Origin of the sequence: Sporolactobacillus sp. CQH2019 (assembly GCF_028765345.1) — a bacterium.
GTDB lineage: Bacteria > Bacillota > Bacilli > Bacillales > Sporolactobacillaceae > Sporolactobacillus.
The window spans coordinates 66,240-90,761 of the sequence record NZ_JARAJZ010000001.1 but is presented as its reverse complement, the minus strand read 5'-3'; the positions used below and the strand labels follow the sequence as shown (position 1 = coordinate 90,761).

The following is a 24,522-nucleotide window of genomic DNA, read 5'->3' as shown; positions in this document are numbered from 1 at the left end:
AAAGAGAATGGATATTTTTTTCTCTTAAAAAGGAGGATTCTGTCATGAATATCGCCAATAAATTAACTGTATCCCGCATGATTATGATCCCCGTTTTTCTTGTTTTTTTGCTTGCCCCGATCGATCTTGGCACTGCAGGTTCAGGGGGCTTTGCGCTTCCGGTTTCCCAAATGCTTGCCGGCTTCATCTTCATTATTGCTTCCATAACTGACCTGCTTGACGGCCGGATTGCGAGAAAACGCCGCCTTGTGACAAACTTTGGAAAATTTTCCGATCCTCTGGCCGATAAGCTGCTGGTGATGAGTGCCTTTGTGTCGTTTGCCGGTATGGAAAGGATAGCCTCATGGATTGTCATCGTCATTCTTGCCCGCGAGTTCGCAGTTACCGGCCTGCGTCTGGTGGCTGCGGGCGAAGGCGATGTGATTGCCGCAGGACAGATGGGAAAATGGAAGACACTCTTTCAGATGCTGACCGTCATCTCCTTTTTATTCAACAACATTCCTTTCGGCCTGAGCGGATTCCCTTTAGATCAGTTCCTTCTTTGGATCGCCCTGCTGCTGACGATCCTGTCCGGCATCGATTATTTCTATAAGAACCGTGAAGTCTTGCTTCGTTCGAAGTGAATCTTGGCGGTTGCACTTCGTGCCGGACTGCCAGATAATAAAATAAGAAAAGGCAAGTCTGGAAAATAGGAAGGGAGAATTCTGATTTTATGAATGCGGAAATTATTGCAGTAGGTTCAGAATTGCTGCTTGGACAGATCGCCAATACAAACGCCCGGTTTATTTCCGAGCGGCTGGCTTTGCTGGGCATTGATGTTTACTTTCATACCGTGTGCGGCGATAACAGAGGGCGTCTTCTCGATGTGATAAAAAACGCTGAATCGCGTGCAGATCTGCTGATCTTTACCGGAGGCCTCGGGCCGACGAAAGACGATCTTACAAAAGAAACGGTTGCGCAGGCGCTTGGCAGATCCCTTGTGACGGATCAGGAAGCAATGGACAGCATGCTCGACTATTTTCGAGTGACCGGACGGGAGATGACGGAGAATAACCGGAAGCAGGCTCTTGTCATTGAAGGCAGCCATGTACTTCCGAATCGTCAGGGGATGGCACCCGGGATGATTGTCGAGCAGGACGGCCGTCTGTATCTGCTGATGCCCGGAGTCCCTTCCGAAATGAAACCGATGTTTCTCGACTTTGCCGGCGACTATCTGGCGCATCGCCATCCGCAGCACATTCAATCGCGTGTTCTCCGTTTCTTCGGGATCGGAGAGTCTCAGCTGGAAACCAAAATTATCGATCTGATCGATGCCCAGTCCAATCCGACGATTGCGCCGCTGGCCAAGGAAAGCGAAGTGACGCTCAGACTGACGGCAAAACATGAAAGCCTGGATGAAGCTGTTAAAATGCTTGACCGGATTGAACGGCGGATCAATGAGAGGGTAGGCCGATATCTCTACGGATACGGAGAAGAAACACTGGCGGAGGTCGTATTCAAGCTTCTGACCAATCAGCAGAAGACGATTGCCTTTGCGGAAAGCTTGACCGGCGGTATGGCCGCAGAATGGCTGACCGGGTTTTCCGGCGCTTCCTCTGTACTGAACGGCGCTGTCGTCTGCTACACGAACCCGGTAAAAGAACAGGTGCTGAAGGTGCCCTTGGCCGTTTTGAACGGGGAAGGCGCCGTGAGCGGAAGGTGTGCCGAAATAATGGCTGCCTCCGTCAGGGATTTATGCGGTTCGGATCTCGGCGTCGGCTTTACCGGTGTCGCCGGACCTGATAAAAGCGAAGGCAAAGAAGTCGGCACGGTCTACATCGGTTTCGCGGATGCGGAAGGTGCGAAAAGCTATTTGTTCCATTTCAACGGGTCGCGCCGGAAAATCAGGACGCAGTCCGTCAAAACCGGGTATGATCTGATCAGGCGCCATCTCTGCCATCTGCCGATCCTTGAGAAATAAAATCTGTCCGGAAAGGCCAGACAGACAAATACGAACAAATATTCCCAGAACGCTTGTGCTGATTCTGGAAAAAGGTTATGATGATAGAAGGATGTCTTAAGGAGATGAATCGAAACAATGGCTGAAAAGAATGAAAGAAAAGCGGCACTTGACAATGCCCTGCGTCAGATTGAAAAACAATTTGGCAAAGGTTCGATTATGAGGCTGGGGGAACAGCCGGAACAACGTGTTTCCACCGTATCGAGCGGTTCGCTGGCCCTGGATATTGCGATGGGTGTCGGCGGCTACCCGCGCGGCCGCATTATTGAAATTTACGGGCCTGAATCTTCAGGGAAAACGACCGTGGCGCTCCATGCGATCGCCGAAGCGCAGAAAGGCGGCGGCCAGGCGGCCTTTATCGATGCCGAACATGCACTGGATCCCGTATACGCGGAACATCTCGGCGTGAACATTGACGAATTGCTGCTGTCGCAGCCGGACACCGGCGAACAGGCGCTTGAAATTGCCGAAGCCCTGGTCCGGAGCGGCGCGATTGATATCATTGTCGTCGATTCCGTGGCCGCTCTTGTTCCCAAGGCGGAAATTGAAGGAGAAATGGGCGACGCGCATGTCGGGCTGCAGGCGCGGCTGATGTCGCAGGCCTTGCGGAAATTGTCCGGCGTCATCAGCAAATCAAAGACAACAGCCATTTTCATCAATCAGATCCGTGAGAAGATCGGCGTGATGTTCGGCAATCCGGAGACCACCCCGGGCGGACGGGCCCTGAAATTCTATGCGTCGGTCCGTCTTGAAGTGCGCCGTGCCGAAGCACTTAAGGTCGGCAATGACATTGTCGGCAACCGCACAAGAATTAAAGTAGCCAAGAATAAGGTTGCTCCCCCGTTCAAACAGGCAGAGGTCGATATTATGTACGGCCATGGGATTTCTCAGGAAGGAGAAATTCTGGATATTGGAGCAGAGCTTGATATCGTCGAGAAAAGCGGCGCGTGGTATTCATATAATAAAGAACGGCTCGGTCAGGGCCGTGAAAATGCCAAATTGTTTTTAAAAGAAAATGAGCCGATAAAGGACGAGATCAGGAAACAAATCCGTGCTCATTATCACCTGGACGACGGACCGGCCGATGAGACGGCTTCGGAAGATGCGGAACAGCCCGCGGGCAAAGAATCGAATTAAGCTTTGCGGAAATTGCTCAGCGGGCGGGCGCCTTTGGAAATTGATGAAGTGAATAGATGAATATGATTAGATAAAGGGATTGTGCTGGAAAAAGGACGTAAGGGTTCCGTGAACAGTACAGTTCTTTTAGACTAAATTTGCAGAATATTCGTAAAAAAATGTTCGGCATTTGTAACTTGCTTTCATTATTATGCGTCAATTATGCCGCAAGGTTGACAACCCAAAATCTCAACTATAAAATTAAACTGTAACTTCCATGTAATTGATTTGTGAATATGTAAACTTTTCTAAAAGTATGTGCTTAAAAAGCGGCGATTGAGGATATCAGGGAGAGCGGATCGTTTCACGGCAAGCGGAGACGCCTTTTCTTCACATGAGAAGAAACAAAACCGCGATGCAATTTCCGGTTTCTTATATTGTTTCTTTATTAAGCTCATCCGAAAGTAAAAGTGAATGATTTTACTTCTTGACGATATGGGAAGGCAAGGAGGTGAAAAGATGACTAGTCTTATTGTTACAATCATCTCCATTGCGCTTATCTCTGTAGTTTGTCTGTTTGTTGGGTATACGATCCGAAAAAAAATTGCCGAGGCTAAGATTACTTCTGCGGAGACTGCTGCGCATCAAATCATTGACGATGCCCATCGTGATGCGGAAGCGTTGAAGAAAGAAACCCTTCTTGAAGCAAAGGATGAAATTCATACTTTCAGGTCACAAGCTGAAAATGAAGCCCGGGAACGCAGAAATGAACTTCAAAAGCAAGAAAATCGCCTGGCACAGAAAGAGGATCTGCTGGATCGGAAAAGCGAATCTCTTGATAATAAGGAAAGTTCATTGGGAAAAAAGGAGGAAGCACTTAGCAAGAAACATCGACAAATTGAAGAGATGGAGAGCAAAGTGGAGGAATTGCTGCAAAAACAGCAGTCGGAGCTGGAGCGCATTTCCGGACTGACGAACGAAGAAGCCAAAGAGCTGATTCTGAATCAGGTAAAACAGGAAACAGCTCATGAGGCTGCTCAAGTTGCCAAGGATATTGAGACCCGGGCAAAAGAAGATGCCGAAAAGAAAGCGAAAAGCATTCTTTCGCTGGCGATTCAGCGCTGTGCGGCGGACCACGTTGCCGAGACAACCGTATCGGTTGTTAATCTGCCCAATGATGAGATGAAAGGGCGGATCATCGGAAGGGAAGGACGGAACATCCGCACACTGGAGACGCTGACGGGAATTGATCTGATCATCGACGATACTCCGGAGGCTGTGATCCTGTCCGGTTTTGATCCGATCCGGCGCGAAGTCGCGAGGATTGCTTTGGAGAAGCTCGTTCAGGACGGACGGATTCATCCGGCGCGCATTGAAGAAATGGTTGAAAAGGCGCGCCATGAAGTAGATGAAAAAATCCGGGATTACGGCGAACAAACCACTTTTGAGGTCGGCATTCACAGTCTGCATCCGGATCTGATCAAGATTTTAGGCCGCCTGCATTTCAGAACGAGCTACGGCCAGAATGTTCTTAAGCACTCTGTGGAAGTTGCTTTTCTGTGCGGCATGATGGCCGCGGAGCTCGGCGAGGATGAGATGCTGGCCAGACGTGCCGGATTGCTTCATGACATTGGAAAAGCAATCGATCATGAAGTAGAGGGAAGTCACGTCGAGATCGGTGTCGAACTGGCGACAAAATATAAAGAACATCCTGTTGTAATTAACAGTATTGCTTCTCATCATGGAGATACAGAAGCTACATCTGTCATATCCGTACTGGTTGCGGCGGCGGATGCACTGTCGGCGGCCAGGCCGGGTGCCCGGCGCGAAACGCTGGAGACGTATATTCACCGTCTTGAAAAACTGGAAGAAATATCCGAGTCTTTCGAAGGCGTCGAAAAGTCGTATGCGATCCAGGCGGGACGCGAAATTCGTATTATCGTCCAGCCGGATGTTATTGATGACGCAAAGTCTTATCAGCTGGCGCATGATATTACCCGGAAGATTGAGAATGAGCTTGATTATCCCGGAAATATCAAGGTTACCGTCATCCGTGAGACACGGGCAGTGGAGTATGCAAAATAAAAAAAGCGGCTGATTGCCGCTTTTTTTATTCGTTTTTTCTTTGCCGTCCATCAGGCTATTTTGAGATTCCTTAATCGAATCGTTGTTTGCCGGCAGCGTTTGTCGTCAATTTCTCGAATCGGTTCAGTTAAAAGAAAAGAGTGTGTGTCATATGAGAATTTTATTTATAGGGGACGTTTACGGAAAGACCGGGCGCGAGATGGTCGAACAATATTTGCCGAAACTGAAAGACTCTTATCATCCGGATGCAATAATTATCAATGCCGAAAATGCCGCTCACGGAAAAGGCATTACGAAAAAAATATACAATCGGCTGACAGAACTTGGAGCGGACATGCTCACAATGGGCAACCATACGTGGGATAACCGTGAAATTTTCGAATTTATTGACGATGCAAAACGAATGGTCCGTCCGGCGAACTTTCCCGAAGGAACGCCCGGCACCGGACTGCGCATCATTCCGATCAATAAAGTCCGCATGGCGGTAATTAACATTCAGGGCCGCGTTTTTCTGCCGGCAATCGACGATCCGTTCCGTACGGCCGATCGGCTGGTTGCGGATGCACGGGAAAAGACGCCGATTATTTTTGTAGATATTCATGCAGAGACGACCAGCGAAAAACTGGCTCTGGGCCGCTATCTCGACGGCCGCGTCTCGGCGGTCATCGGGACGCACACACATGTGCAGACGGCGGATGAACGGATTTTTCCGGGAGGGACGGCTTACTTGTCCGATGCAGGAATGACGGGACCGTACAACGGCATCATCGGAGTAGAGCGGACGGCGGTCGTAAGAAGATTTCTGACCTCAATGCCGGTCCGCTTCGAGAGCGAAGAAGGGCCGGGTCAGCTGAGCGCAGTCATCGTCGACATCGATGAGCAGAACGGGAAGGCGACGCACATAGAACGGCTGCTGATTAATGATGATCATCCTTTTTTTGAGTGAGCCGCGTCCGGCCGGTTAAAAGGCAGGAATAGTCATCCTTAAGGGGAATATAGTAAATTATGGGCAATCCTCATAAGGAGATGACAAACGGAAATGGATGTATTAAAAGTTTCAGCAAAATCTATACCTAACTCTGTTGCCGGTGCCCTTGCCCACGCGATGAGGGAACAAAAAACGGCAGAAATTCAGGCAATCGGAGCGGGTGCACTCAACCAGGCCGTCAAGGCTGTTGCGATTGCCAGAGGTTTTGTCGCTCCGAGCGGACTCGATCTGATCTGCATTCCTGCTTTTACGGATATTGTGATCGACGGCGAAGAACGGACGGCGATCAAACTGATCGTCGAGCCCAGGTGATTTTTTACCTTATTACGGGGATTTTTTATATGCAAGTGAACGAGAATAACGAAAAAGTGACGAACTCACAGTATTTCATCAAAAAGGCTGTTTCAAAAGCCTCTTATTAAGACTCAGGAACCGGAGAGAAGTTTGTAAAAACACCTCTCCGGTTCTTCTTTTCTATCCTTAGTCGGGCGGATAATGGGAGGATGTCGGAAATCCGCTAAAAGAACACAGCAAACGAGACCTGACGAGGTGAATTTTTATACGAGAATGAAAACCTCCTTATCGGGTGGAAATCCTTTAACGCTCCTATCGGCTGAGCGTTTTTTCTCTTTCCCATTAGGGTCTTGCATCCGGTCGCACTTTGACAGGCTGTTTCCGCTCGGGTCCAATTTCTTCGATTAATAAAAAATCAGCCTTTTCTGCAAAAATAGTAAAAAACAGGAAATTATGATATCATATTAATATGATTATAAAAGAATAAGGATATAAGGGAGGGGTTTATTTTGAAAGAAACAAAAGCCTGGAAAATGAATGGTTTCGTCGGCCTGCTGGTCATACTGGTTTTGCTTGGTGCGGGGATTGCCGCAGAGATATCGGCTATTTTGTGGGCCGCCGTATTATTGTGGCTCGCTGCTCTTGTGCTGATGACCGGCATGACCGTCATCCCACCGAATAAAACGAAAGTCGTCACTTTTTTCGGACGTTATGCAGGCAGTGTTCAGGACAATGGAATCTTCCTGACGGTTCCCTTATCCGTCAGAAGGACTGTTTCACTCCGTGTCCGCAACTTCAACAGCCAGAAGCTGAAAGTCAACGACGTGGAAGGCAATCCGATCGAAATCGCTGCCGTGGTCGTATTTAAAGTGGTGGACTCGGCAAAGGCGCTGTTTGATGTCGATAATTACACTCAATTCGTTGAGATTCAAAGCGAGACGGCCGTTCGTCATATTGCCTCCAAGTATCCGTATGATAATTTTGAAGAGCAGGGGCTGTCGCTGAGAAGCAATGCGGCGGAGATCTCCGATGTACTGAAGGAAGAGCTTCAGAACCGGCTTACCCTTGCCGGAGTCGCTGTTGTCGAAACGAGGCTGACACATCTTGCCTACTCGACGGAAGTAGCGCAGGCGATGCTTCAGCGCCAGCAGGCGGCAGCGATCATTTCTGCCAGGCAGAAAATTGTTGAGGGGGCCGTAGGCATGGCTCAGATGGCCATCCAGCGTCTTGAAAAGGATCATGTGATCGAACTGGACGAGGAACGAAAAGTGAACATGATTAATAATCTGATGGTCGCCATTGTTTCGGAAAAGGGGACGCAGCCGGTGATCAATACGGGAAGTCTTTACTGAGGAACGGAGTTTTTGCATGGCACAGAAAAAAAGTTTTTTGTTGAGAATGGATCGCGACCTTTACGAGATTCTGCAGAGATGGGCGGCCGACGAATTTCGAAGTGTAAACGGCCAGATCGAATTTTTGCTGCGCGAAGCCGTGAAACGCTCGGGAAAAACGGATAAAAAGGAAAAGTAAATACGGTTCTGCGTTTTCGGCAGCCCTTCTGCCGGCAGCCTCTTTTTTCTCAGTAGCAAGCGGCTGTCTTGTAAAATCACCGTGCCGATTGGCGATGCTTTAATTGATTTACCGGAAGAAAACGTTTTCAATCCGGGCGGGATATTGTAAAATTGAGTCGGAAGGGATAGCGCCACAGGGGGTGATGCTGATGCTTGTAGAAGATCTGATGATTAAAGACGTGATTTCCGTGCATGAGAATGATTCGATTGAAGCGCTGATCAGGACATTGATTGTACACAAGATTGGCAGCGTACCCGTTTTGAATGATCAGGACAAACTGGCCGGCTTTGTGACTGACGGGGATATACTTCGCGCTGTTTCCCCGATGCAGCAGACGATTTATGATTTTTATGTGATGATCGTCGCTGTTGAAGCTGAAACCCCGCGTGATAAAGTCAGGGATCTCCTAAATGAGAAGGTAAAAGACATTATGAAAAAAAGGAACATCCAGACCGTTTATGTGAATAAGGATGTGGACGCCGTGTTGAAAATCCTTTCCCATCACCATTTTAAAAAATTGCCGGTTATTGACGGTGAGCGGCATGTTGTGGGAATAATCAGCCGGAGCAACCTCATACGTTATATCGGAGAGCTGGCAATCAGTAAAAAGTAACGCGTGCCATCAGGCTGCAGGATCCGGCGGGCACTCCGGCCTTTGCAGCGGGCGGATATGCTGCGGACAGACAAAACAGGACAGATCTCCTGAAGCCGAATCGCTCGATTGGTTTTGGGAGATTTTTGATTGAATGAGTTTTCTAACATTTTAAATGAAACAAGCCGGCGTTTTTTTATCAGTGCGGATGTGCAGTCGAACGAGACTCATTTTAGGAAGATGAAAGGGCATGCTCGATTTTGGGGCTGAAAAAATCCGGGTGCGCATGCTTGAAAAAGGAAGACGCGGAACGGAGTTTTAAGAAACATCTTCCTTTACAGATTATTCATGAAAGCGATATCATAAAATGGTATGGATAAACTTTTTAAATAATCGGAAACAAATGATGACAGGGGCGAGTATATGTCGATTCCAAGAAACGCTTATCAGCAAATCAAAATGATCATACGCGATCAGAGCCGGGTGCTGACAAGCGAAGAAGATCTGGTCAGTTATGGTTATGATGCGTCATTCGGATTTTATCTGCCGGATCTGGTGGTTCAGGTCATCTCTGTCGAAGAAACGGCCGGGATTTTAAAATTGGCCAACCGATTTAAAATTCCCGTAACGCCGAGAGGACAGGCGTCGAGCCTGAGCGGCGGGCCGCTTCCCGTAAAGGGGGGCATTGTTCTCGACGTCTCGCAGTGGAATCGGAAGCTGATCGTGGACAGTGAGGATCTGGTCGCCGTTGTCTCGCCGGGGGTTGTCACGGCGCGGATCGATAAAGAGGCGGCAAAATACGGTCTGATGTATCCTCCTGATCCGGGAAGCTCGCAGATGTCGACGATTGCCGGCAATCTGGCCGAAAATTCCGGCGGACCGAGATGCCTGAAATACGGGGTGACGAAGGATTATGTAATCGGGCTCGAAGTCGTGACGCCGCAGGGCGAAGTCATGCGGACCGGAGGACGTACCGTAAAAAACGTCAGCGGTTATGATCTGACAAAACTGATTGTCGGGTCGGAGGGAACGCTGGGTGTGATTACGGAAGCGACCTTGCGTCTCGTTCCGAGGCCGCCGTCGTCGCGGACGCTGATGATCATTTTCAATCATTTTATCGATTCAGGGAGAATGGTAACCCAAATACTGACATCCGGCATTTTACCGGCCAAAATTGAAATGATGGATCAGGCGTCGATCCGGGCAGTTGAAGCCTATAAACCTCTCGGGCTGCCGACCGATGCCGAAGCTATTCTGCTTGTCGCCCTCGACGGTCATCCCGCCGCTGTGAAAGATGAGTCGGAAAAAATAGCTGAAATAGCGAAAGGTGTCGGCGCTAGAGAAATAAAAGCCGCCGAAACGGATCGGGAGGCCGGCGAGTTATGGCAGGCACGCAGGCTTGTTTCGCCGGCGATTGTTCGCACAAAACCGACCAAAATTTCGGAAGATGCAACGGTTCCAAGAAGTAAGATTCCTGAGTTCTGTGCCCGTCTTCAGGAAATCAAAATGAAATACCGGATTGACCTTGTCGTGTTCGGCCATGCGGGCGACGGCAATCTTCATCCGAATATTATCTGCGACAAAAGGGATAAAGAAGAGATGAAGAGAGTCGAAAAGGCGATTGAGGCAATCTTTCACACGGCACTCAACTTGGGCGGAACCTTATCGGGAGAACACGGCATAGGCACAATGAAAAGCGCATACATGCCCTGGGAATTCTCGCCGGAGGCACTCGATATGATGAAACGGATCAAGACAGCGTGGGATCCTAATAATATTCTGAATCCGTCGAAAATTTTCCCGGTTCCGGGACAGAGGCTGGTGCTGTCGGAATGAGCGGCGATCCGAGAGAAAAACTGGCCTACGATGAAACGTTTGATTGCATTCAATGCGGCAGCTGCCTCCCGGCGTGCCCGACCTATAAAACAATGGGCAAAGAGACGCAGTCGCCGCGCGGGCGGATCAATCTCGTAAAAATGGCGGCGGAAGGGAAAATTGCGCTCGATAAACTAAGAGAGCCGATTAGTCTCTGCCTGGGCTGCCGCGCCTGCGAACGTGTCTGTCCGACAAACGTCAAGTACGGCAAAATTCTTGAATCCGCCAAAGAGGCGCTCTATGAACGGGAAACAGAGACTGGTTCACCGGTCAAGCGATTTGAGGAGGACCTGTTCTACAAACAGATTTTTCCAAATAGGCATATGCTGCATACCGCAAGCAATATCCTGTGGTTTTATCAGAAATCGGGATTAAAAACGGTGGCTCATTTAACCGGCATGAACAAGCTGCTTCCTCATAATCTGGAAACTTTTGAACAGGCAACGCCGAGAATTTCCAGCCCGGGCCACCGGCATCAGCGGCCGAAAAAATTATCTCCGGAGGGCAGGCCGTTATTCAAAGTCGGCTTTTTCACCGGCTGTGTCATGGATGCCGTGTTTGACAGAATTAACGACCTGAGCATGAAACTGCTTGCGGCTTCCGGCTGCGAGGTGGTCGCGGTGGAGGGTCAGACGTGCTGCGGAGCGCTTCACGATCACGGCGGCCGGACGGATCTGACCAGAGAACTGGCTAAACAGAATATTGAAGTATTCGAACAGGGGTCGTTTGATTATATTGTTAATAATGCCGGAGGATGCGGCGCAATGCTTGGCGAGTATGCTCATCTGTTTGCGGATGATGAAACATGGCGGCAGCGTGCCGAACGTTTCGCAGAAAAATCGGTGGATATCAGTGTGCTTTTAGCACGGCTGACGCTGCCGATTAAGCGGGATATTCACCGCCGGATCACTTTTCAGCCGTCCTGTCATATGACCAATGTCCAGAAAGTCATTGACGAGCCGCTGCAGCTGATCCGCCGTGTGAAGGGCATTGATTTTCATCCATTGGACGATCCGGACTTTTGCTGCGGGTCCGCCGGCGTCTACAACATCGTCAATTATGAAGAGTCGATGAAAATTCTTGATGTGAAAATGGCGGATGTGAAGGATAAGAATCCGGACCTCATCGTCACCACCAATCCCGGCTGTCTGCTGCAGATGAAAGCCGGGATCGAGCGCGAAAACTTAAGCGATCACATCAGAGCCGTGCATCTCGTTGAACTGCTTGCGGCAGCGTGCGACCTGAATTAATCAATTTTTAAAGCAGAACCGCCGGCAGGCCCTGCCGGCGGTTCTGCTTTCTTCCCTGCATTCGATTGAAAAAGGAATGATTGCGTGAACGAACTGCCTGCGCATTTTACCTCTGCCGGCCGAAAAAGCGCACGTGATGACCGATAAACGAGAGTTAGTTTAAATAGTGGACACGTCAAAATGGGATTCCGCATGATTAAACTATCCTAGAAAGGGCGTGTTCGAACATGGCCTTCTCGCAACGAAAGTCAGACCCAGCGCCGCGTGGTAGGTTTTAGAGGACCAGCCTCTTTCTTTTTAAGTGTCCACTTTATTGACAGAACTCCATAACAACCGATAGATCAATTGACGATCGATATATATCCAATAAAACTGATCAAACGTTATGTATGGAAACAGCCAGGGAAAAGGTTGCTAAGATTAAATAGGACGAGGGGAATTGTTTTAAAACACAGCTGACATTGGGAAAGGAGCTTTCGATCGCTATGCGTAAATGGCAATCTGTCGCTGTTCTGCTAGTCTCTATGCTTTTATTTAATGTGACTCTTTTGTTAGAAGCTACTCATCCGGTAAATTCTTATGCCAATTCTTACCGCAACAACAGCATTTGGATTTCTGTAGGTATTATGGCTTTCTTTTATTTAATATTCCTGCTTCTGACTCCTTTCAAGAATAGGACGATTAGTATTGTTCTTGGTGTTTTTCATCTTTTGATGTTCACTATTTTTATAGCACCTTTCATAACGGCAATAAATAGTTATCCAGCTAATCCCTTCACTTTACTGGCACTTCCTGTTTCATTTATTGGTTTAATTGCATCGTTTTATTGGGGCTATAAACTTATAAGATTTGGAATAAAATGATTCCAATACGTTTGAATTCTGAATTTGTTGTGTCAATAGGACACGCTGATGCAGAAGGTTTTTGCACAAGTGATATTTTATATTTTTTACTCTTACGGGAGTAAGGAAAGAAGGAGCGGCAGACTTGGAGCTTCCGATCGAGAAAGCCATTATTATTGAAAGAAAAATACGATACGACGGCACGATTGCCGAATATTATTGCCGACGGGTGAAAATCGGAAAAGAGGATGCGGTTCTTTGCTATAGACTGGAAAATTCTGTTTCGCTGCATGGCAGCGAGACAGAGTTGACGATTCCCGAAGGCAGTCGCACCGTTTCTTATTATTGGACAGACAGACCCTATAACGTTTATATCTGGACAGATCAGAACGGGCGCTATATCGGTTCTTACCTTAACATTGTCGGGAATACACGGATTTCAGACCGTGTTGTTTCCTATGAAGATCTGATTCTGGATGTTTTGGTACTTCCCGACGGGAGTTACAGTGTTTTGGACGAAGATGAGCTACCGGAACCGCTGGAACAATTTAAACAGGGATATGTGAGCCGTATCCTCCGTTCCCTGCTCCGGTCGCTTGATTCTCTGCTTCCGCCATTGATCGAGCAGGCGAAAAATCTTAAATAAAAAAGGCCCGCGGACGGTGAACGGATCCCCCCGAGAACTAAAAAAGCCATAAACACGGTCATCATAGCCCCGTACTTACAGCTTTTTCCTTGATCATCTCTTTGAAGCTCCGATCGGAAAGACAGGATTTGAACCTGCGACCACATGGCCCCCAGCCATGTGCTCTACCAAGCTGAGCTACTTTCCGACGATTGATAAAATCCGGGTCATCCGGAATTCATCCAAACATAAACAGTCAATGTATACATTATAATGCGCCTGCACCGCACGGTCAAGGTATTTTTTCAAGCCGGGCCAACTACGGGTTCTTTCTATATAATTCATGTTTTTGTATTCTAAACATATCCATCAAATGTATTAAGACAGAGAATGAGGGCGGACGATGAGCGAAAGAATTTTAATTTCTGATCCGGCAGTTCCCGATGCATGGCTTTGAACGCTGCGCCTGCAGTCTGTTCGGCTGACAGGGAGAGCTGTTATCTGGATAACCCGCGTTGAGAAACTTTTTGGGGGCGTGGGACTCCACCAGTTGTTTTCACACACTGACCGTGCGAAACGGTTGTATAATTGATGTAACCTCTTTGTTGCCGGTTTCAAGTCCTGGGAAATAGACTCATTTCCAGCTGAATGAGTAAATGAAAGGATGTTGTTTCATGAGCAAAGATGATAACTTATCCAACGGACAGAAAGCCACGGACAAAGTGCAGCTTGCAGGCGGGAGATCCCCGCTTCCAAGAGCTCAAAGAGTAGGCCCGGTCAATCCTGAAGAAGAAATAACGGTCACTGTTCTTCTGCATCGGCCGCCCATTGAAGCACTGCTTGCGAAAACGGAAACTCCTTCATTGAAAAAAAAGAACTATCTCAGCCGTGAAAAGTTCGCGGCAACCTATGGCGCGAAGCAAGAGGATATAAAAAAAGTGGAACAGTTTGCAAGGACCCGCAAATTGAGCGTTTCGGAAGTGAACGCGGCTGCCGGGACTGTGCAGCTGAAGGGGACGGCCGCTTCTCTTAATCAGGCTTTCGGTGTCGAACTTGAAAAATATAAGCATCCCGATTTTACTTATCGGGGACATCGCGGACCGGTTATGATTCCGTCTGAGCTGGACGGAGTTGTTGAGGCGGTTTTCGGCTTGGATAACCGGCCTCAGGTTAGAACGCATTTTCAGATTTTTCAGCAAGGCAAGTATTCGGTACGCAGCGAACAGAAGGGTACGTCCTATACCCCGCCGCAGGTGGCACAGCTCTACCGCTTTCCGTCGGATATCGATTGCAGTAAGCAATGTATCGGCATCATTGAGCTGGGCGGAGGCTATACGGACGCGGAACTGCAGCAATATTTTTCTTCTCTCGGCATCACGGAGCCGTCGGTCAAGAGTGTTTCAGTCAATGGCGGAAGCAATCAGCCGACCGGCGATCCGGGCGGAGCCGACGGGGAAGTTGTCCTTGATATTGAGGTCGCTGCCGCCGTTGCTCCAGGGGTAAACATCGTTGTCTATTTTGCTCCCAACACCGATGCGGGATTTCTGAATGCCATCAATACGGCGATACATGATACCGGAAACAAGCCCTCCGTTGTTTCGATCAGCTGGGGGGCCGCGGAAAGCGAGTGGACACAACAGGCGATGGCAGCCATGGATCGGGCTGCACAGGATGCCGCGGCTGTAGGCGTGACGATCTGCTGTGCCGCGGGAGATCGCGGCTCAGCAGACGGAGTCGGCGACGGCCTCGTTCATGTCGATTTTCCGGCATCCAGTCCGCACATGCTCGCCTGCGGCGGCACAAGGCTTGAAGGGAGCGGGGCCACCATAACCAACGAAACGGTTTGGGACGACGGTCCCGACAGCAGTACCGGCGGCGGGGTCAGTGACTCTTTCAAGCTTCCTGCCTGGCAGAATTCAGCCAATGTCCCGTCTTCCGCGAATCCCGGGGGGAAATCGGGCCGCGGCGTTCCCGACGTTGCCGGCAATGCCGATCCGGGAACGGGCTATCAGATATTAGTAGACGGGCAGCAGACGGTGATCGGCGGGACCAGTGCAGTGGCTCCGCTCTGGTCCGGGCTGATTGCCCTGATCAATCAGCAGCTCGGCCATGCGATCGGGTTCATCCAGCCCGTTCTTTATAATGCGTCCGCACGCTCTGCTTTGCGCGATATCACGCAGGGCAATAATGATTCCAGCCGAATAAAAGGAGCCTATGCCGCCGGGCCGGGCTGGGATGCCTGCACAGGGCTGGGAAGCCCGGTCGGAAGCCAGCTGTCCGGCGTATTTCAGAATCAGTAAAAAATGAATAAAACGCATCAAGCGGGGACGGCCGGTTCCCGCTTTTATTTTGGATGCTGAATGCGCGGACAGCGGTACTGATCTTCAGCGGGAAATAACGGTCGATGCCGGTGCTTTATCGATTGTCAGTGAAAATAACAGTTGACACTGTCGCTTTATCGGTTTATCAGCAGGGTAATAACGGTCGATGCCGATGCTTTAGGTCATCAACAGGTCATCGACACCGTCGCTTTATCGGTTTATCAGCAGGGCAATAACGGTCGATGCCGGTGCTTTATCGGTCGTCAGCAAAATATATCGGCCATTGTCAGCGATCTGCTCATCTTCCGCATCAGGGGCCAGGCTGTCTTCAATGGGCGGTTTCGGTGCAACGCCTGTTTTGTCGAGCTCAGCCATCATCTTGGTGCCGTCAGAACGCGGAAACGAAACTTTGTACTATAATGAATCAAACAGAAGCTTTCGCTTCAGTCACTGAATGCGGTAAGCTGGGGCAGTGCACAACTTTAAAGGAGGAGGATGATCACGCGCCTTCAAATTGCCGAAGTATCGGACGCAGCGTTTATTCATGAGATCATGATCCAGGCTTTTATTGAATATAAGCAGACTGCCGCGCCTTCAAGTGCCCTTGAAGAGTCCGTATCATCTGTTTCGGACGCTTTAAAAGACGGGGAGCAGGCGCTGATTGCTTTTGATGATCGGGATGAAGCAGCCGGAATGGTCCGTTTTCGCTTAAAAGAGACTGCCGTTTATTTTTTCCGGCTGTCGGTTGTACCGGAAAAAAGGGGCTGCGGCATTGCCAAACGGCTTCTAAAAGCACTTGAGGACTATGCCGGGCAGAATAATAAATATGAATTGATATGCCGGGTCCGCGAAAAAGCAGCTAAAAATCTGAACTTATATCGTTCATTGGGCTATAGCATTTTTGACAGGGAGGTTGTATATAAACCAAACGGTGTCCAGATAGCGGTCGTTTTTATGAGAAAACGGCTTGAAAGACAGGTTTAAGGATGTTCCTTCGGTTCCGTCTTTTTAAGGCAGGACTGAGAGAGAGCCTGCTCATACTGAACAGCCGGTCAGCGCGCGGCTCAATTGTAAGCTCTGCAGATAAGAAGCCTCCTTTAAGACGGATACAAATTCATACGGGATGGCCCGATAGGGAAAAATTAAGATCCGTTCGTTTTTCGATAAACGCGCACAGCAGGGCAGAGGTTATCCAACCGTTTATGAACTCTCCGATCCATCGGCTATTGAAAGCCGTTTAAGTTTCTGAAAATCCAGTAGGAATAGATATAGGAAAAGGCAATTGTAAGGACAAGAACGGCGACCAGGATAACGGCCGGCCACCTGCCGGGCAGAAATCCTCCGGCTCCGAGACAGGCGCCGGATACAATAAACACTCTCGATCCCATCCGATGCGTTTTCCTCCAGACCGTTTCGTTGCTCAAAGTCCACGGCGTTCTGATTCCGATGAAAAAGTTCGGTTTCAGGGACTGCATGTAATTTCCGAGCAGGATAAACAGACAGCCGACCATAAGATACGTGATATAAGGGACCGTAAGGCGGGGATTGAGGCTGCTGAAAAGCGTCAGACAACTAATGATAAAGAAAAAAAAGAACGAAATATTACGTATGCGCTCGTAGCTTTTTAAAAAGTACTGATAATTTTTCCTTCTCGGGTCAATCATCGGTATGAGAAGAAACAGGGCGTAACCGACGATCATGATTCCTAAAGAGAGGATCACGGCTTGGAGCTTCGGTGCATAGCGATTGGCGTATCCGTTTATTCCCCAGTGAATCGGCACCCGAGCGGGAATTTTCGGATAAAAATAGATCCACAGGCCTAGAGCAATCAAGAACAAAAGAATAGGAAACAGATGTTTTTTCATGACCTTTTTTCTCCTCCGTCCACAAAATGCAGCAGCCAGCTAATGAATTCCTGAAAAACCGTTGTATTTAACGAATAAACAATAAATTGCCCCTTTTTTATGTCATTGACCAATCCCGCGTTTTTTAATAAGTTGAGATGCCGTGAAATACTGGGCTTTGACATCTCAAAACGGCTTGAGATCTCTCCGGCCGTCAAATCGCTCTTTTTCAGCAAATCAAGAATTTTTCTTCGCGTCGGATCGGCCAGTGCCTTAAACACGGCGCTGCTGTTCAACTGCGGCCACTTCTTTCTATAGAATTACACATTTAACTAATTAGCTAATTATCTAATTTGGATTATACCAGAAAAACGGCAGGTGACAAGATTGTGGGAACGGTATATGGAACATCTTTATGAGTCCGGCAGATTTTCGCGGGAAAATACGGGTTCAGGAGAGGGATATTCGCGGAAACCGAACCTTCTGCGGATCTGGCTGAGCAGTTTATTTTTTGAATCGGATTCTTTATTGTATCCAAAGATTGAATCCATGTTGCGGCGGACTGTCCGGATTCGGCATTATCAATCGGCGGCAGGCTGTGAAACGATTGGCTGCATAGAACGCAGGCGGTAAAAAAACTATGCTGAGAGTGGTGAATCCTGCCGAACAATAATCGGACTGCCTGACGTGCTTTCAAGCAGATCGCCGATCAGTGTCCCGGCAGGATACGGATTCGGTGTAGCTTGGCCTTTGACGCAGTCGGAGCCAACGTTGCTCTTATACCGTAATCCTTATAAATTTTTATAATAAAATAAGATCCAGGCATCTTCCGGGTCGAATGTGCCTGAATCTTTTTTTCCCAAAGCTGTTCAATCTACGGATATGGAAGAAACGGCGGGGGCGCTGTGTTTCTGAATATAGACCATCTGACCGCCGTAATGCCCTGTGAGAGCGAGCGTGATTGACCCTAAGATGCAGAAGGCCAGAACAAGCGGCATGAAAATACGGCTTTTAATAAAGTGAAGCAGTATTCTTGCGCCCAAAGCTGCAGCGAACAGGAGCATCGTCACAGCTGCGTATATTTTATGAATGCGAACGACGCTTAGATAGCCGTTTCCCCAGTGCGTGCTGGCAAATTGCTCGGCTCCGTCCCCGCTCAGGGAGGCGACGATACCTGACAGAAAACCGACGACAAGCAAATATAAGGCCGCTTTATCAAAGAAGTCTTTCTTCCAGATAACGGCAATGATCTGCGTCACGGTTGCCAGAAGCAGCAGGGCGATAGGAAAATGGACGAGCAAGGGGTGAAGCGGTGATCCGAACATATGAATCCTCTCCTTTGTAAACAGGACAAGCATACATAAAAAAACTGAAAAAGAACTGAATGAATCGATACGGGTATCCCTTTAGCTCATTTTCCAGCTGTGCCGTCAACTGATGTCGATTCCTCCTGAAACCATCTGTCTCTTGAAAGGCGAAGAGCGTTTCCATGATTAACAGACTTCTGCAGCAGTTGATAAACTTCTGTCGCGGTTGATAAACCGGGTGTAATAGCTGAAGACCGATTAAGCACCGTCGACGACCGATAAACTGCTCCGAACGGTCGATAAACCGGGTGTAACGACCGATAAACTGCCTGCCGCGGCCGATAATGGATAAAATCCGAGCCATACAGCCAGGCCACCGATCAGTATCGGTCCGAGAATTCTCGGACCGAAAAATTGCTAATCGACCTGAAACAGCGATCTATCGCTCCGAAATGGGTTCAATTCGCCCTGTTTTGGCCAAGTATCGCCTCGTCAAGAGCTTATCGCCCTGAAAAAAGAATGAATCGCCCTAAAGCAGTAGACAATCGCCCTGAAATGGTTGCGATTCGCCCTGTTTTGGTCAAGTATCGCCCCGTCAAGAGTTTATCGCCCTGAAAAAAGAATGAATCGCCCTAAAGCAGTAGACAATCGCCCTGAAATGGTTGCGATTCGCCCTGTTTTGGCCAAGTATCGCCTCGTCAAGAGCTTATCGCCCTGAAAAAAGAATGAATCGCCCTAAAGCAATAGACAATCGCCCTGAAATGGTTGCGATTCGCCCTGTTTTGGCCAAGTATCGCCCCGTCAAGAGCTTATCGCCCTGAAAAAAGAATGAATCGCCCTAAAGCAATAGACAATCGCCCTGAAATGGTTGCGATTCGCCCTGTTTTGGCCAAGTATCGCCCCGTCAAGAGTTTATCGCTCTAAAAAAGAATGAATCGCCGGCTGCATGAACATTCCGAGCAATAGGCTGCCGCTCGTGCAAACCGATCGTTTTCGGAAAAATCTGTGGCGCTTTCACGGCGTGGCCCGACGGGATACCATGAGTTGAGGGGAATATTCATTTTAATCGAATGCCTTTAAAATCGGCAGGATCACTTGAAACGTTGTCCCCTTCCCGGGCATGCTTTTCAGGTCAATCTGACCGCTATAAGCCGTGATGATTTCCCGGGCGATCGACAGTCCGAGCCCGCTTCCCCCGCTCTGCCGGGTCCTGCCTTTCTCGACCCGATAGAAACGTTCAAAGATATGCTTCTGATCTTCTTCGGGAATGCCGATGCCGGTGTCTTCAACTGAAAAGCAGAGCAGCCGCCTTTTTTCATCCGTCGATATTTTCAGCGTGACAAGGCCGCCCTTTTGTGTATACTTTAAGGCGTTGTCCAGAAAAATGGTCAGCAGCTGCTTGATTTCGGTCGGATTGGCATTCAGAAAAACGGTCTTTGAAGGCAAAGTATAAGAAAATCTTTTTTGTGCACGGTCCGCTTTTTGCTTGTAATAGGGAATCATCGGCCGGGTCAGCCGGCCGAGCGGGAAATCCGATCTTTTTGATGCCAGGGCACCGCGGTCGGCCCGCGCCAGAGCGAGGAGATGGCTGATCAGTGTATTCATTTCAGAAACTTCATCTTTTAAATCTTTCAGTGTTTCCTGCGATGATTCGGACAGGCGCTCTTTTTCTTCGGCCTCGAAGAATTCAAGCGAAGCGGAGAAAACGCTGAGCGGCGTCCGCATTTCATGGCTTGCGTCGGCGACAAAGGCCCGCTGTTTTTCATAATTGCGCTTGACGGGAAGGACGGCCCGTCTGGCGAGAAAATGGGCGATAATCACTGAAAGGCAGGCGGCACCGAGGCTGAGCACAAACAACAGCCTGAACCAGCCTTCGATTTGTTCATGCGTCCGGTTGATCTCCTTGCCGACTAAAATGTAACCAAGCTGACGGCCATCCTTCTCAACGGGTTCCATGGCGTAAATAATCAGGCTTTTTTCGCCATGCGGCGTCACGGCTTCTATTAATCCCGTCTTTTGTCTCTTGGCTATTTTCTGAATCATGCTGCGGCGGAGATCGTCGGGAAGCGCTCCCCGGTAAACAACATCGTTCCCGTTGTTCGCCAGAAAGGCAAACAGATGCAGCGAATGTTTGAAAACGCCGCCTTCAAGTTTCTGGGTGTGGGCATATTCCGAAGCCTGGTCGCCGGCAATGTCGTCAACCTGCCAGCTCACCGACTGGTAGATCATATTTCTGAACACAAAGAAGAGAATAACAAAAATGACGGCCAAAGTCAGAAAGAACCATATACTGTAAGTGAGGGTCAGCTTGCGCTGAAGGGTCTTAAACATGGTCGTCCACCCACATGTAGCCTAAACCGCGTATCGTTTTTATGTAGCTGTTTCTTTTTGACTGACCCAATTTTTTTCTCAGCAGCTTGACATAGGCTTCCATGGTGTTGAATGTCACCTCGCTGTCCTCCTCCCAGACTCTTGACAGAATATTTTCTTTTGAAAGCACCCTGCCGGAATTTTTCACAAAATAGACGAGCAGCTGGAATTCCCGCGGCGTCAGGCTGATGGACAGATCGCCCTTTTTCGTCAGATGATTGGTGAGATCGATCGTCAGGTCATGGGTATGCATCACATCATGATCGATCGGGAAAAAGTTCCTTCTCGACAGCGAGCGGATGCGCGCGAACAGTTCTTCAAAGGCGAATGGTTTCATCATGTAATCATCCGCGCCGGCGTCAAGCCCGCTGACCCGGTCGTCCAGGGATCCTCTCGCTGTCAGCATTAAGATTGCCCCGCTGTATCCGTCTTTGCGGAGGGCCTTGCTGACCTCGATACCGTCGTGCCCGGGCAGCATCCAGTCCAGAACAATCACATCGTAATCTCCGGTCATCGCCTGGTCGTAGGCGCTTGTCCCGTCCATCACCCAGTCCGCTGTGAACTGTTCTTTTTTCAACATTTTTATCATTAATTTTCCTAAACGCTGATCATCTTCCGCAAGCAGTATTTTCATGTTTTTATCCCTCATTCATTATCAGATCCACTATTAGTATAGCATGGTTTATATTGATGAAATCCGATCCGGACGTTTTCGGCACGGCCCTTTTCTTTCAATAGAATGTTGAGTTTGTTATAATTTAGGGATGAGATTTGAAAGGGGGCCATGCTGTGGTCGAATCAAAATTCAGCAAAGTTGATTTTTCAAAATATTTCCAGCCGCCTTCTCTCAGGGCAGCCAGAAGGCGCCGCAGAGAATCGGTTCATATCATAAATAATTTCAGTATTCCCGACGACATGAAAGCGATCGGGCGGGGCAAAAAATATCTGGTTGAAACCTATGGCTGTCAGATGAACGAGCATGATACCGAGGTCATGGGCGGAATCCTTGAGGAAATGGGTTATCAGGAGACTGAAGACGTCTATGACGCCGATGTCATTTTAATAAATACGTGTGCGATCCGTGAAAATGCCGAAAACAAGGTGTTCGGCGAAATCGGCCATCTGAAACCTCTGAAAAGGGAAAAACCGGGGCTGATTCTCGGCGTCTGCGGCTGTATGGCGCAGGAGGAGACGGTAGTTAATAAGATTCTGCAAAAGTATCCTCAGGTTGATCTGATTTTCGGCACCCACAACATTCATCGCCTGCCGCAGCTCCTGAAAGAAGCGCTTTTCAGCAAGGAAATGGTCGTCGAAGTCTGGTCGAAAGAGGGCGACATTGTTGAAAATCTGCCCCAGTCGCGGCGCGGACATTTTCAGGCCTGGGTCAATATTATGTACGGCTGCGATAAATTCTGCACCTATTGTATTGTGCCGTATACGCGCGGCAAAGAAAGAAGCCGCCGGCCCGAAGAAATTATTGAGGAAGTCCGCGATCTTGCCCGCCGGGGGTATAAGGAGATCACACTGCTTGGACAGAATGTCAACGCTTATGGCAAAGATTTGCAGGATCTTGAAGATTACGGACTTGGCAATCTGATGGATGAAATCCGCAAAATCGGCATTCCGCGTGTGCGCTTTACAACAAGCCATCCGAAAGATTTCGATGATCATCTGATCGAGGTGCTGGGCAAGGGCGGCAATCTGTGCGAACACATTCATCTTCCGGTACAGTCGGGAAATTCGGAGATTCTGAAGATTATGGGCCGCGGCTACACGCGCGAACGCTATCTGAGTCTATTCAATAAAATTAAAAAAGCGGTGCCGAATGCTTCGTTTACAACCGACATCATTGTCGGGTTTCCGAACGAAACGGAAGAACAGTTCGAGGATACGCTCTCTCTTGTCCGCGAATGCCGCTTTGACGGTGCTTACACGTTTATCTATTCTCCGCGTGCCGGGACGCCGGCTGCCCGCATGACGGACAATGTGCCGATGGAAGTCAAGAAGGAACGGCTTCTGCGCCTGAATAAACTGATTGACGAACTGGCGTCAGCAAGCAATGCCCGTTATCAGGACCAGGTGGTTGAGGTGCTGGTTGAAGGGGAGAGCCGAAAAAACAGCGAAGTTCTGTCGGGCCATACACGGACAAACAAGGTGGTCAATTTTCGGGGACCGAAATCATTGATCGGCGAACTGGTCCATGTCAAAATTACGGATGCAAAGATGTGGTCGCTCGATGGTGAGTGGCAGAGAGAACCTGAGGCTGCCGGGCGATGAACAAATCTTATTCAACAGAAGACATCTTGGCCAGGGCCAGGAAAATCGCCGACCACCTGGCATCTGCGGAGCCGATCCGTTTTTACAAGCAGGCTGAAACGAAAATCAGCGCCAATCAAAAAGTACAGCGTCTGATCGATGAAATCAAAAAGCTTCAAAAGGAATCGGTCAATCTGCAGCATTTTCAAAAACACGAAGCCTACAGACAAAATGAGGAAAAAATCGACCGTCTGCAGGCGGAACTGAATGCGATTCCCGTGGTTCAGGAATTCAGGCAGTCTCAGGAAGATGTCAATGATTTTCTGCAGCTGATGGTCAATCTGATGTCGAAACGCATAGGCGGGGAAGCGCAGCAGACTGAAACACGGAAACCGGAATAGATTTCTACAGTCCGCCGCACGGCTGCAGCTGAGCGGCAATCCGCCGAAAAAAGGTTTTACGTACGGAAGATCCTGCCGGGCATTTTTCGCCCGAAAGCATTTCTCCTTGCCATTCACACGTGTCATTCGCCCTGCATAACATGACAGTGAAGAAGGCAAAGGAGGTTTGGACTTTTGGCAGAGAATGCTTACAGGGAAATTATTACAAAGGCTGTCTGCGGCAAAGGGAAAAAATTCAGCCAGTCTGCGCATACCGTGACACCAACGCATAAACCTTCGAACATCCTCGGATGCTGGGTCATCAACCATAAATTCAAGACGCAATACCAGAAGGATGCCGTCGTCGTCGAAGGAACTTATGACATTAATACCTGGTATTCTTACAACAACAACACGAGGACGGAAGTGGTTTGCGAAACGGTCGGCTATCGGGACCGTGTGCCGCTGACTCTCCGTGACAAAAGGGCATTTTCCGATCGGGCGGATGTTTCGTGCCGCCCGCTTCAGGAACCGAATTGTCTGGAAGCGAAGATCGCGCCGAACGGCAACAAGGTCGTGGCGCAGGTTGAAAGAGAATTTCTGGTCGAGGTCATCGGCGAAACAAAAGTAAAGGTCAGGGTCGATGACGACGGACTGATCGAAGCGGAAGAGACCGAAGAGGATGAAGAGCTGGAAAAGGAATTGAACGGGCTTGACTCGGAATTTCTGACAGAAGATGAGGATACCGAATCGGAAGAATGAGGGAGAAGAGCAGATCTTCTCTCTTTCTTTTTTTATGAAAAGAT

The 24,522-nt window shown here is 48.9% G+C and carries 24 protein-coding genes and 1 tRNA gene; 18 read left to right on the top strand and 7 right to left on the bottom strand.

The genetic code is table 11. The features are described from left to right. The first annotated feature begins 44 nt into the window (after positions 1–44). The 13 genes from pgsA (at position 45) to OYT88_RS00345 (ending at position 13,259) form a co-directional block, all read left to right on the top strand. The gene (gene pgsA, locus OYT88_RS00405) at positions 45–623 is read left to right on the top strand and encodes a CDP-diacylglycerol--glycerol-3-phosphate 3-phosphatidyltransferase (RefSeq protein ID WP_274397357.1); all 579 of its coding nucleotides are present in this window, start codon (positions 45–47) and stop codon (positions 621–623) included. A gap of 89 nt (positions 624–712) precedes the next feature. Next, positions 713–1,960 (top strand): competence/damage-inducible protein A, encoded by a 1,248-nt coding sequence (locus OYT88_RS00400; RefSeq protein ID WP_274397356.1) that lies wholly within the window; start codon positions 713–715, stop codon positions 1,958–1,960. Positions 1,961–2,077: 117 nt separating this feature from the next. Further along, positions 2,078–3,136 (top strand): recombinase RecA, encoded by a 1,059-nt coding sequence (gene recA, locus OYT88_RS00395; RefSeq protein ID WP_274397355.1) that lies wholly within the window; start codon positions 2,078–2,080, stop codon positions 3,134–3,136. Positions 3,137–3,634: 498 nt separating this feature from the next. Then, positions 3,635–5,200 (top strand): ribonuclease Y, encoded by a 1,566-nt coding sequence (rny, locus tag OYT88_RS00390; protein ID WP_274397354.1) that lies wholly within the window; start codon positions 3,635–3,637, stop codon positions 5,198–5,200. Positions 5,201–5,351: 151 nt separating this feature from the next. Then, on the top strand, positions 5,352–6,146 hold the full coding sequence (locus tag OYT88_RS00385) for a TIGR00282 family metallophosphoesterase (protein ID WP_274397353.1): 795 nt from the start codon (positions 5,352–5,354) through the stop codon (positions 6,144–6,146). Positions 6,147–6,239: 93 nt separating this feature from the next. Next, a complete protein-coding gene (locus OYT88_RS00380; RefSeq protein ID WP_274397352.1) occupies positions 6,240–6,500 on the top strand; it encodes a stage V sporulation protein S in 261 nt (86 codons plus the stop codon). 491 nt (positions 6,501–6,991) lie between these two features. Continuing rightward, positions 6,992–7,834: an SPFH domain-containing protein gene (locus OYT88_RS00375; RefSeq protein WP_274397351.1), complete on the top strand. Its 843-nt coding sequence runs from the start codon at positions 6,992–6,994 to the stop codon at positions 7,832–7,834. 16 nt (positions 7,835–7,850) lie between these two features. Continuing rightward, complete coding sequence (locus OYT88_RS00370; RefSeq protein WP_274397350.1) at positions 7,851–8,012, top strand: type II toxin-antitoxin system antitoxin; 162 nt, start codon at positions 7,851–7,853, stop codon at positions 8,010–8,012. A gap of 190 nt (positions 8,013–8,202) precedes the next feature. Continuing rightward, positions 8,203–8,667, top strand: a complete 465-nt coding sequence (locus OYT88_RS00365; RefSeq protein ID WP_274397349.1) for a CBS domain-containing protein — start codon at positions 8,203–8,205, stop codon at positions 8,665–8,667. A gap of 402 nt (positions 8,668–9,069) precedes the next feature. Beyond that, positions 9,070–10,482: an FAD-binding oxidoreductase gene (locus OYT88_RS00360; RefSeq protein WP_274397348.1), complete on the top strand. Its 1,413-nt coding sequence runs from the start codon at positions 9,070–9,072 to the stop codon at positions 10,480–10,482. Continuing rightward, positions 10,479–11,771 (top strand): (Fe-S)-binding protein, encoded by a 1,293-nt coding sequence (locus OYT88_RS00355; protein WP_274397347.1) that lies wholly within the window; start codon positions 10,479–10,481, stop codon positions 11,769–11,771. The genes OYT88_RS00360 and OYT88_RS00355 overlap by 4 nt, the downstream gene beginning before the upstream one ends. A gap of 485 nt (positions 11,772–12,256) precedes the next feature. Then, positions 12,257–12,634 (top strand): YdeH family membrane protein, encoded by a 378-nt coding sequence (locus OYT88_RS00350; protein ID WP_274397346.1) that lies wholly within the window; start codon positions 12,257–12,259, stop codon positions 12,632–12,634. 124 nt (positions 12,635–12,758) lie between these two features. Beyond that, positions 12,759–13,259: a DUF402 domain-containing protein gene (locus OYT88_RS00345; protein ID WP_274397345.1), complete on the top strand. Its 501-nt coding sequence runs from the start codon at positions 12,759–12,761 to the stop codon at positions 13,257–13,259. Positions 13,260–13,372: 113 nt separating this feature from the next. Here the strand turns inward: OYT88_RS00345 and OYT88_RS00340 are convergent. After that, positions 13,373–13,446 (bottom strand) — tRNA-Pro (locus OYT88_RS00340). A 466-nt stretch (positions 13,447–13,912) separates the two neighbouring features. Here OYT88_RS00340 and OYT88_RS00335 point away from each other — a divergent pair. Next, on the top strand, positions 13,913–15,538 hold the full coding sequence (locus OYT88_RS00335; protein WP_274397344.1) for a S53 family peptidase: 1,626 nt from the start codon (positions 13,913–13,915) through the stop codon (positions 15,536–15,538). A 231-nt stretch (positions 15,539–15,769) separates the two neighbouring features. Here the strand turns inward: OYT88_RS00335 and OYT88_RS00330 are convergent, their stop codons facing one another. Further along, positions 15,770–15,934 (bottom strand): hypothetical protein, encoded by a 165-nt coding sequence (locus OYT88_RS00330; protein WP_274397343.1) that lies wholly within the window; start codon positions 15,932–15,934, stop codon positions 15,770–15,772. Positions 15,935–16,054: 120 nt separating this feature from the next. Here OYT88_RS00330 and OYT88_RS00325 point away from each other — a divergent pair, with 120 nt between their 5' ends. Beyond that, on the top strand, positions 16,055–16,543 hold the full coding sequence (locus OYT88_RS00325) for a GNAT family N-acetyltransferase (protein ID WP_274397342.1): 489 nt from the start codon (positions 16,055–16,057) through the stop codon (positions 16,541–16,543). A 239-nt stretch (positions 16,544–16,782) separates the two neighbouring features. Here the strand turns inward: OYT88_RS00325 and OYT88_RS00320 are convergent, their stop codons facing one another. From OYT88_RS00320 to OYT88_RS00300, 5 genes are all read right to left on the bottom strand, one after another. After that, positions 16,783–17,424, bottom strand: a complete 642-nt coding sequence (locus OYT88_RS00320) for an SdpI family protein (protein WP_274397341.1) — start codon at positions 17,422–17,424, stop codon at positions 16,783–16,785. Then, the gene (locus OYT88_RS00315; RefSeq protein ID WP_274397340.1) at positions 17,421–17,699 is read right to left on the bottom strand and encodes an autorepressor SdpR family transcription factor; all 279 of its coding nucleotides are present in this window, start codon (positions 17,697–17,699) and stop codon (positions 17,421–17,423) included. The genes OYT88_RS00320 and OYT88_RS00315 overlap by 4 nt, the downstream gene beginning before the upstream one ends. Before the next feature lie 573 nt (positions 17,700–18,272). Further along, on the bottom strand, positions 18,273–18,728 hold the full coding sequence (locus OYT88_RS00310) for a DUF2231 domain-containing protein (RefSeq protein WP_274397339.1): 456 nt from the start codon (positions 18,726–18,728) through the stop codon (positions 18,273–18,275). A gap of 1,044 nt (positions 18,729–19,772) precedes the next feature. Further along, entirely contained in the window at positions 19,773–21,041 is a 1,269-nt protein-coding gene (locus OYT88_RS00305) for a sensor histidine kinase (RefSeq protein WP_274397338.1), read from the bottom strand. Continuing rightward, on the bottom strand, positions 21,034–21,714 hold the full coding sequence (locus tag OYT88_RS00300; RefSeq protein ID WP_274397337.1) for a response regulator transcription factor: 681 nt from the start codon (positions 21,712–21,714) through the stop codon (positions 21,034–21,036). Before OYT88_RS00300 ends, OYT88_RS00305 begins: the two co-directional genes overlap by 8 nt. A 155-nt stretch (positions 21,715–21,869) precedes the next feature. Between OYT88_RS00300 and miaB the strand changes: the two genes are divergently transcribed. The 3 genes from miaB (at position 21,870) to cotE (ending at position 24,478) form a co-directional block, all read left to right on the top strand. Then, positions 21,870–23,357, top strand: a complete 1,488-nt coding sequence (gene miaB / locus OYT88_RS00295; RefSeq protein ID WP_274397336.1) for a tRNA (N6-isopentenyl adenosine(37)-C2)-methylthiotransferase MiaB — start codon at positions 21,870–21,872, stop codon at positions 23,355–23,357. Continuing rightward, the gene (locus OYT88_RS00290) at positions 23,354–23,737 is read left to right on the top strand and encodes a YlbF/YmcA family competence regulator (protein ID WP_274397335.1); all 384 of its coding nucleotides are present in this window, start codon (positions 23,354–23,356) and stop codon (positions 23,735–23,737) included. The genes miaB and OYT88_RS00290 overlap by 4 nt, the downstream gene beginning before the upstream one ends. 174 nt (positions 23,738–23,911) lie before the next feature. Next, positions 23,912–24,478, top strand: a complete 567-nt coding sequence (gene cotE / locus OYT88_RS00285; protein ID WP_274397334.1) for an outer spore coat protein CotE — start codon at positions 23,912–23,914, stop codon at positions 24,476–24,478. The last annotated feature ends 44 nt before the right edge of the window (positions 24,479–24,522 follow it).